Origin of the sequence: Pseudomonas sp. RL_105y_Pfl2_101 (assembly GCF_963970585.1) — a bacterium.
Classification (GTDB): Bacteria; Pseudomonadota; Gammaproteobacteria; order Pseudomonadales; family Pseudomonadaceae; genus Aquipseudomonas.
In genome coordinates this window covers 50201-59350 of the sequence record NZ_CAXAPG010000035.1, presented here as the reverse complement: position 1 = coordinate 59350, position 9150 = coordinate 50201, and the positions used below count along the sequence as shown (strand labels likewise).

Genomic DNA, 9150 nt, shown 5'->3' with positions numbered 1-9150 from the left:
TGTGTTTGCCGAGATCGATACCGACCAGCGCTGATTCGCTCATGAAGATGGCCTCCGAAAATAAAACACCCTGCGAAAGCGTAGCCCTCGCGGGGTGTCGGGGGGGACCATCTCATTACCCCACCTACCCAGGCCTTGGCTAGCCGGTTACCGTGGCATCTCTGGCGAGCAGTTCCACGGCAGCAGTGCTTCATAGTCGGCGACCGACGAGGCATGCGGCAGCCGCACCAGTACGTGGCGCAGCCACGTATAGGGCTCCTGGCCGTTGACCTTCGCGGTCTCGACCAAGCTGTAGATCTGTGCACTGGCCGTGGCGCCCTTGGGCGTGTCACTGAATAACCACGCCTTGCGCCCGATGACAAACGGCTTTATCGCACGTTCCGCCAGATTATTGTCGATCGGCAAATGGCCGGCCTCGACATAGCGCTCCAGTCGACTCCAGGTGTTCGCCAGGTAGTGCACCGCCTTGCCCAACACGCTTTGCGGTGTGACTTGGGGCTGCGTTTTATCCAGCCAGTTTTTCAACTGGTGGAGAATCGGCAGGCTTCTTTCCTGGCGACCGATGAACCGCTGCTCATCGCTGGCATCCTTGAGTTCGCGTTCGATGCCATACAGCTTGTTGATCATCGTCAGCGCGATATCGGCACGCCCGGTTTTGCCCTTGGGCTGCACCTTCTGCGCCTCGATGAATTTGCGTCGCGCATGAACCATGCACGCCAGACGCTCGACGCCGGGCTGCAACGCCAACGCGTTGTAACCGGCGTAATCGTCGGTCATCACGTAGCCGCGATATCCCTCCAGCAGGCGCAACGGCACCTCCTGCGCACGGCTGGTGGTGTAGTCGAACAACACAACTTGTCGATCAGGCGGCCCGCTGGCTTGCACCCACATCCAGGACTGGCTGGTCGGATCGCGATCCGGTTCTTTCAAGACCTGCACGCGCGTTTCGTCGCAGTGGATCACCGGGCTTTCCAGCAACCGATCGCGCATCAGGTTCAGCAACGGCTGGAAATGCTCGCTGCACTGGATCACCCAGCGTGCCAGCGTTTGCCGGGGGATCTCGATACCGTGCCGACTCAGCACCGTTTCGAAACGGTGCAGCGGCAAGCCATCGACATACTTGGTGGTCAGCAGCATGGCCAGCACGCTGGGGCTGGCCATGCTCTTTTCGATCAACTGGGCCGGCTTGTCAGCGGTGACTGGCGAGGTTTCACAGCCACGGCAGCCGTAGACCTTGCGCACGTGTTTGAGCACGCGGATCTGCATCGGCACGATATCGAGCTGCTCGCTGGTTTCTTCGCCGATCACATGTTTGCGGCAACCGCAGGCGCAGGTCAGTTCGTGCTCGGGCAGGTCATGGATGACTTCGATACGTGGCAGCTCTGCCGACAACGGTTTGCGTTTGCCACGACGTTTGACCGGGGCCACGACTTCTTCGTCCGCATCGTCCACCACGGCCAGCAGTGGTTCGCTTTCCGGCTCGTTGAACATCTCCAGTTGAGGTGTATTCGGATCGATGCTCTGCTCGGACTTGCGATTGAACAAGCGGTCACGCAGCAGCTTGATCTGTTCTTTCAGGTCGACGATGTGGGTTTGGTAAGCCTGGGCCACTTCTTCCTGGCGACTGAGTGCCTCAAGCAGCAGTTGCTTGAGCAAAACAGGATTATCGGGAAGGTCGTCGGGCAGGGAAATCATGGCCCGGATTATACCGGGTCAGGCAACAAAACGGGGTGTCAGAACCTGATGCGGACGGTTGCGCCAGAGATCGAAACCGTCGAGTAGCCAGCTCAGTTCCTGGACAGTCAGAACAATGGTGTCATCGGTGGCGTCTGGCGAAGTTTTGAAACGCTCGGCTTCCAGGCGCTTGAGCCAAAGGCAGAAGCCGTTGCGCTCCCAGTACAACACCTTGATGCGGTTACGGGCTTTATTTAGGAAGACGAAAAGAACGGGGTCGAACACGGCGACTTTGATGTCCAGTTCGACCAGTGCGGTGAGGCCATCGATGGACTTTCGAAAGTCTACTGGCTTGGGGTAGAGGTAGACTTTTTCGACGCTGGCATTGGGACGCATCATGGTGGTGGGCTCCTGAGGGAAATCGGGAGCACAGCATCAGCCGTCAGCTATCTGCTTGGAATGTGGGGTTCGTGGAGCGGATACGGCATTTTTCGGCGGTCGTTAAGGCCTTGCGCTGTTCAATCCTGCTCAGCAAATCCAACAGATCGTGACGATTGATATCGTAGATGGACCTCCCGCCCAACGTGGGCAGGACGTCTTTGTTGAAGATTCGCAAGATCTGCGAGAGCGTACTCTGGCGGCCCTCCTTCAGGCTCAGCCTGCGGAACTCCACCCACTGATTGAACACGGCCTCAAAGGTATGCTCTGCCGCAAAACGAACAGCACGACGCTGTTGTTTACGGTGTTCATAGGGATTGATGCCTTGGGCAACCAAGGCTCGCGCCTCATCACGTCTGGCACGGGCTTCTTTGAGACTGATTTGCGGATAACTACCGAGAGACATGCGCTTCTGCACACCCGCCCAATAGTATCTGAAACGCCAGATTTTTCCGCCGCGGGCCGTCACGTTAAGCGCAAGCCCATCCGTGTCGCCTATTGTGTAGTCATTGCCGGTGATTCGGGCTTGCCGAACGGTCGTATCCGAGAGTGCCATCGCGAGCTCCTGAACAGAGTCAGGGCCAGATGCTCGTCTCGCTATCCAAGCTGCTCCAGCAAAAAACCGATTCAGTGCACATCCAAATCCAAGATCCTCATTCGGGACTTAAATCGGGACTTAAACGCACCGGATAGTGCTGGATTTCAGTGGTTCCCGCTGGAACGAAAAAAGGGCCTAAAGGCCCTGATTTCAATCACTTACAGAATTCAGTGGAACTCTGTAGCGCAATATTTGGAGCGGGAAACGAGACTCGAACTCGCGACCCCGACCTTGGCAAGGTCGTGCTCTACCAACTGAGCTATTCCCGCGTCTTGGTGTGGCGCATTCTATAGATTCAGACTACGCCGTCAACCCCTTGATTCAAAAAAGTTTTATTTCGGGTCTACATCCGTCCGCAGATGCGGCCAAGCGGCGCGCAGATATTGGATCATCGACCACAGCGTCAGGCCGGCGGATACCACCAGCAGCGCATAGCCCAACAGCACCCAGAAGCTGAAGTCCGAAGGATTCGCCAGCAGGATCACCAGCGCGAGCATCTGCGCGGCGGTTTTCCATTTGCCCAGGTTCGACACGGCGACCTGGGCGCGGGCACCCAGCTCGGCCATCCATTCACGGAGCGCCGAGACAACAATTTCGCGGCCGATGATCACCGCCGCCGGCAAGGTCAGCCAGAGGTTGCCGTGTTCCTGGACCAGCAGCACCAGGGCCACCGCGACCATCAGCTTGTCGGCCACCGGATCCAGGAAGGCACCAAACGGCGTGCTCTGCTCCAGACGTCGAGCCAGGTAACCATCCAGCCAGTCCGTCGCGGCGGCGAACGCAAAGACCGAGGCGGAGGCCATGTAGCTCCAGTGGTACGGCAAATAGAACAGCAAAATGAAGATTGGGATGAGCAGGACGCGTAGGACGGTAATCAGATTTGGGATATTCATCGGCACAACTGGCTGCGAGGTTGACGGGCATTCTACTCGCTGTGCAGGTTTGCATAAATCGACTCAGCGAGCTTTTTACTGATACCGGGTGCTTTGGCTATCTCCTCGATGCTGGCACGAGACAGCTCCTGCAATCCACCAAAATGTTTCAACAAGTCGCGGCGTCGCGTCGGGCCGACGCCTGCCACACCTTCCAGTGTAGACGTACGGCGCGTCTTGCCACGGCGGGCACGGTGTCCAGTGATGGCAAAACGGTGGGCTTCGTCGCGGATCTGCTGGATCAGGTGCAGCGCCGGAGAATCACCCTTGAGGGTGAACTCATGGGCAGCGTCGTTCAGGTACAAGGTCTCGAAACCGGCCTTGCGCGTTGCGCCCTTGGCCACGCCCAGCAAGATCAGGTCCGGCACCATCAGTTCATTGAGCACATCACGGGCCATGGACAACTGGCCTTTGCCACCGTCCACCAGGAGGATGTCTGGCAACTTGCCCTCCCCGTCCTTCAGCTTGCCGAAGCGTCGCATCAACGCCTGATGCATCGCCGCATAATCATCGCCCGGCGTGACGCCTTCGATGTTGTAACGGCGATAATCGGACTTGATCGGGCCTTCCGGACCGAACACCACGCAGGACGCCACCGTTGCCTCGCCACTGGAATGGCTGATGTCGTAGCACTCCAGCCGCTGCGGCGGCTCGTCCAGGTTGAGGACATCGGCCAGGGCCTCGAACCGCGCCGCCACGTGTTGACGGTTGGCCAGGCGCGCACCCAGGGCCTGTTCGGCGTTGGTCACGGCCAGTTGCTGCCAACGGGCACGGGTGCCACGAACGCGGTGACTGATGGTCAGTTCACGACCACGAAGCTTGTCGATGGCTTCGATCAGGGCAGGGAAATCCTCGTGGACCACGTTGACGATCAACTCGGCAGGTAAGTCGCGTTCCGGGCTGCTGATGTAGTACTGACCCAGAAATGCCGCCATGACCTCGGCCACGTCTTCCTCGATGCCCACCTGGGGAAAGAAGTTCTTGCTGCCCAGCACGCGACCGCCACGTACGCTGATCAAATGCACGCAAGCGCCACCCGGGTTGATGAACGCAGCGATCACATCGACATCACCGCTGCCCCCTTCCATGCTTTGCTGGTCCTGCACGCGGCGCAGCAGGCCAATCTGGTCGCGCAACTCGGCGGCCCGTTCGAACTCAAGGTTGACCGCCGCGTCTTCCATGGCTACCGACAATTCATCGGTCAGCGCATTGCTGCGGCCCTCCAGGAACATCACCGAGTGACGTACGTCTTCGGCGTAGACCTGCGGCTCGACAAACCCCACGCAAGGCGCCTTGCAGCGCTTGATCTGGTATTGCAGGCAGGGCCGGGTGCGATTCTTGTAATAGCTGTCTTCGCACTGGCGAACGAAAAACGTTTTCTGCAGCAGACTGAGGCTTTCACGAATCGCCCCAGCGCTGGGATAAGGACCAAAATACCGACCCTTGGCCTTTTTGGCGCCCCGATGAATGCTCAGGCGCGGAAAGGCACCGTCGGACAGAAACACATACGGGTAGGATTTATCGTCGCGCAACAGAATGTTGTACGGCGGACGCCACTCCTTGATCAGCGTCTGCTCAAGCAGCAGCGCCTCGGTTTCATTGGCGGTGATCGTTGTTTCGATTTGCGCGATGCGCCCCACCAGGGCGGCAGTCTTCGGGGCGAGACCGGTCTTGCGGAAGTAACTGGCCAGGCGTTTCTTGAGGTTCTTGGCCTTGCCGACGTACAGCAGGCGCGCCTCGCTGTCGAACATGCGGTACACGCCGGGGCGACCGCTGCAAGTGGACAGGAACGCGCTTGGATCAAACAATTCAGTCATTTTCAGGCGCTGGCATCGACCATGCCGTGGCGCACCGCCAACAGTGTCAATTCGACGTCACTGCTGATCGAAAGCTTCTCGAAGATACGGTAGCGGTAGGTGTTGACGGTTTTTGGCGACAGGCACAGCTTGTCGGAGATGATCTGCACCTTCTGGCAACCGACAATCATCAGGGCAATCTGGATTTCCCGCTCCGACAGCGCATCGAAGGGAGAATCGTTGGTTGGCTGGAATGATTTGATCGCCAATTGCTGGGCGATTTGTGGGCTGATGTAGCGTTGCCCGGCAAAAACCAGGCGAATGGCCTGGACCATCTCGTTCAAGCCAGCGCCCTTGGTGAGGTAGCCCGCCGCACCCGCCTGCAACAACCGGGTGGGGAACGGATCCTCTTCACACACGGTCACCGCGACCACCTTGATGTCCGGGTGACTGCGCAGCAGCTTGCGCGTGGCCTCAAGGCCGCCGATGCCAGGCATCTTGACGTCCATCAACACCACGTCGGGTTTCAATTCACGCGCCTTGATCAGGGATTCTTCCCCGGATTCAGCCTGGCCAACTACCTGCAGGCCATCGATGTCAGCCAGCATTCGTGTAATGCCCGTACGGACGAGATCATGGTCATCGACCACTAACACCCTAATCAAGCAGACACCTCACGATTTGGTCTTATTTGGGTTGCACAACACCTTAGCAAAAAGCATCCGGCAGACCTAGCGCAAAGGAACAGATAAAAGTTACAACACATCTTTATTGGCACAACGTCCGAGGCTTCAGGCACCGACGTCTCGCTGCATCCTCAGGAAACACTCATCCTCGCCCACGACGCGCAGGCCCATGCGTTCGTACAACGCCCTGGCCGGATTATCCTTGAACACCGTCAGGCGCAGCGCCGGGCGACGCTCCAACCCTACCAGCCCCCAAACCTGTCCGATCGCCCAGGTACCAGCGCCCTGCCCGCGAAACGCCTCGCCGATCTGCAACTCCCGGATATACAACGCTCGGGCATCACGACTGAGACTGACGAAGCCCAGCGCCTGGCCGGCACGACTGATTATCCAGCTCTGGCGAATGATCCAGGCCAGATCGAATGCTTCGTCCTGCCAGAGCAAATCATGCTTGAGGTAATAAGGAAGCATGTTGTCGCAGGTCAGCTGCCGGGCGAAATCGATGTCCCCGGCCGTTGCCACACGCCACTCGAAACTCATGAACACCTCATCAACGCACTGCCACCGGCACGACTTGCCCTACCCAACCGCTGGCGTCGCGGCGGGCGATCACCAACAGCTCCCCCGTGCCTGGCGCTGTCGCGAGCAGCGAACCGTCCGGGCCCCAGATAGCACTGCGACCAGCCGATTCCCAGCCTCCGGTAGCGCCGCCATGATTGGCCATCAGCACGGCCATGGCATGCTGCCGGGCGTATCCTTGCAGCAATGCCGTATCGGGCACGTAGCCCCCCTCGGTGATCAACACCCCCGCCGCATACAGCGTAGCGCCCTGCCCGGCTGCCGCGGCAGCATGGCTGGCGTGGGAAAAATCGGCGCATACGGCCAGGGCGATGTAATCCTGCCCCATCGCCAGTATCGAGCCGCCATGCCCCGGGGCGAAGGTGACTTCTTCCCCAGGGTGCAGATGCTGCTTGCTGTACACCTCGAGGGAACCGTCCGCGCCAAGGACCAACGCGCCGATCAACACCGGGGCGTCCGCCGACAGGCGAATCGGCATGCCCACTACCGCCGTCAAGCCGAGCTCACGCGCCAACTCGCGCAGCGGTTGCAGTACGGCATCGTCCGCCAGGATGGCCAGGTCCGCCGCCAGGCCACGTTCGTAGCCGGTGAGCGACAGCTCAGGAAACACTAGCAACTGCACGCCCTGTTCGACGGCAGCCTGCATGAAACGCTGATGACACCTGACGTTGGCGCGAATATCCCCCGCGATGGAGATCGACTGGGCGGTGGCGAAGATTGGAGCGGTCATAGGTCATCCTGGGAGGCGCTGCAAACTTGAAGTTTGTCATAAAGCCCAGCGGACTCAAGCCGAGGCGAACAATTGCATGCCCTCGATAGCATTTTCTGATTGAACGGGCGCACCGTCCTCAAGTAAGCTCAGGGCCATTCATCGGAGACAGACCATGCTCAACGCCCTCTCACCGCTTCAAACCGCCAGCGCCCCGCGCTCGGTTGCGGCTGCCTGGGCGAACAGCGTTCAAACTCCGGTCAGCTTGTATTTTGGGTATTGGTTTAGCCACTGGCGCGCCTGATACCCAACCGGCGCCCACTTTAAACGGGTCGCCTTCCAGAGTTTTCAAACCCCCGGTCGGCCTCCCGACCGGGGGTTTTGTTTTTCAGGCCACACACATTTGCAGCACCAGACAACTTGAGGATTGAGCCATGAACTACGCCACTTTTTACCGTTACGACAGTTTTTCCGCCTGGCGATTTACCAGCCACCGCTCGGGACAGCCTGCCGCCTCCGATCGGTCACCTACCGGTGGCAAGCCTCAATTGCGGGCCAATCCGGCCAATTGTCGAACACCCCTCTAGGGCCGGCCCGCGGGAACGAACCCGCTGCTCGTCCAGGAAGCCAGATCATGAATTCGTCCATCTCCGCTTTGCCGCTGTCCACGCTCAACCCTGCCAACGAAGCCCTGACCCTGCGTCTGCCGAGCTCGTTGCAACTCAAGCACCAATTGCCGCTCAGCACCGCGTTGAGCCACCAAGTGAGCGCCCATCGCCAGGCTATCCGCGCGATCCTCGACGGTGAGGACTCCCGCCTGCTGGTCATCGTCGGTCCCTGCTCGATCCACGACCCCAAATCCGCCCTCGAATACGCCGCCAACCTGGCTCGCGTGGCCCATGAAGTGAGCGACAGCATGCTGCTGGTCATGCGCGCCTACGTGGAAAAGCCCCGCACGACCGTGGGCTGGAAAGGCTTGGCCTACGATCCTGGCCTGGATGGCAGCGATGACATGGCCGCCGGCCTGACCTTGTCCCGGGAACTGATGCGCGAAATGTTGCAACTGGGCTTGCCTGTCGCCACCGAATTATTGCAACCCATGGCCGCCAGCTACTTCGATGACCTGCTCAGTTGGGTCGCCATCGGTGCGCGCACCACCGAGTCGCAGATCCACCGGGAAATGGCCAGCGGCCTGGGCATGCCCGTGGGGTTCAAGAACGGCACGGACGGCGGGGTCGGCATTGCCTGCGATGCCATGCGCTCTGCCGCCCATCCCCATCGGCATTTCGGCGTGGACAGCCAGGGGCATCCGGCGATCATCCAGACACCGGGCAACCCCGACACCCACTTGGTGCTGCGCGGCGGCCATCGCGGGCCGAACTACGACCAGCAGAGCGTCACGCAGGTACACCACGACCTGACCCGCCTCAAGATACCGGCGCGGATCATGGTGGACTGCAGCCACGCCAACAGCGGCAAAGACCCGCTGCGCCAACCGCAGGTGTTCAATGACGTGCTGGAACAACGACTGCAAGGGAACCGCTCCCTGATCGGCATGATGCTCGAAAGCCATCTGTTCGAAGGCTGCCAGCCGCTGGGCCCGTCGATGCGCTACGGCGTCTCGATCACCGATGGTTGCCTGGGCTGGGAGTCCACCGAGCAGCTGTTGCGCGATGCTCATCACAGGTTGCAATTGCCAGCCTGAGATCCCGAGACACCAGAGGGCGGCGCAGACCTT

General features: G+C 59.9%; 8 protein-coding genes, 1 tRNA gene and 1 pseudogene. 1 reads left to right on the top strand and 9 read right to left on the bottom strand.

Features of this window, described 5'->3' with window-relative positions; genetic code table 11:
• Positions 1 to 147 precede the first annotated feature (147 nt).
• The 9 genes and pseudogenes from tnpC to AACY31_RS24965 form a co-directional block, all read right to left on the bottom strand.
• A complete protein-coding gene (gene tnpC, locus AACY31_RS25005; protein WP_339505226.1) occupies positions 148 to 1695 on the bottom strand; it encodes an IS66 family transposase in 1548 nt (515 codons plus the stop codon).
• 18 nt (positions 1696 to 1713) lie between these two features.
• Positions 1714 to 2073 carry an IS66 family insertion sequence element accessory protein TnpB gene (tnpB, locus tag AACY31_RS25000; protein ID WP_339492840.1) on the bottom strand — a complete coding sequence of 120 codons (360 nt, stop codon included), beginning with the start codon at positions 2071 to 2073 and terminating at the stop codon, positions 1714 to 1716.
• 82 nt (positions 2074 to 2155) lie between these two features.
• A pseudogene (locus tag AACY31_RS24995) lies at positions 2156 to 2668 on the bottom strand (tyrosine-type recombinase/integrase); the annotation flags it as partial.
• A gap of 235 nt (positions 2669 to 2903) precedes the next feature.
• Positions 2904 to 2979: transfer RNA gene (locus AACY31_RS24990), tRNA-Gly, on the bottom strand.
• A gap of 63 nt (positions 2980 to 3042) precedes the next feature.
• Positions 3043 to 3603, bottom strand: coding sequence for a CDP-diacylglycerol--glycerol-3-phosphate 3-phosphatidyltransferase (gene pgsA, locus AACY31_RS24985; protein ID WP_339482973.1), 561 nt, complete (start codon positions 3601 to 3603; stop codon positions 3043 to 3045).
• 32 nt (positions 3604 to 3635) lie between these two features.
• The gene (gene uvrC, locus AACY31_RS24980; RefSeq protein WP_339482974.1) at positions 3636 to 5459 is read right to left on the bottom strand and encodes an excinuclease ABC subunit UvrC; all 1824 of its coding nucleotides are present in this window, start codon (positions 5457 to 5459) and stop codon (positions 3636 to 3638) included.
• 2 nt (positions 5460 to 5461) lie between these two features.
• On the bottom strand, positions 5462 to 6103 hold the full coding sequence (gene gacA, locus AACY31_RS24975) for a response regulator transcription factor GacA (protein WP_003200277.1): 642 nt from the start codon (positions 6101 to 6103) through the stop codon (positions 5462 to 5464).
• 126 nt (positions 6104 to 6229) lie between these two features.
• Positions 6230 to 6664 (bottom strand): GNAT family N-acetyltransferase, encoded by a 435-nt coding sequence (locus tag AACY31_RS24970; RefSeq protein WP_339492839.1) that lies wholly within the window; start codon positions 6662 to 6664, stop codon positions 6230 to 6232.
• A gap of 10 nt (positions 6665 to 6674) precedes the next feature.
• Positions 6675 to 7433 (bottom strand): carbon-nitrogen hydrolase family protein, encoded by a 759-nt coding sequence (locus AACY31_RS24965; RefSeq protein WP_339505224.1) that lies wholly within the window; start codon positions 7431 to 7433, stop codon positions 6675 to 6677.
• A 613-nt stretch (positions 7434 to 8046) separates the two neighbouring features.
• On the opposite strand from AACY31_RS24965, the gene AACY31_RS24960 reads away from it, so the two are divergent.
• Complete coding sequence (locus AACY31_RS24960) at positions 8047 to 9117, top strand: 3-deoxy-7-phosphoheptulonate synthase (RefSeq protein WP_339505222.1); 1071 nt, start codon at positions 8047 to 8049, stop codon at positions 9115 to 9117.
• Positions 9118 to 9150: the final 33 nt, after the last annotated feature.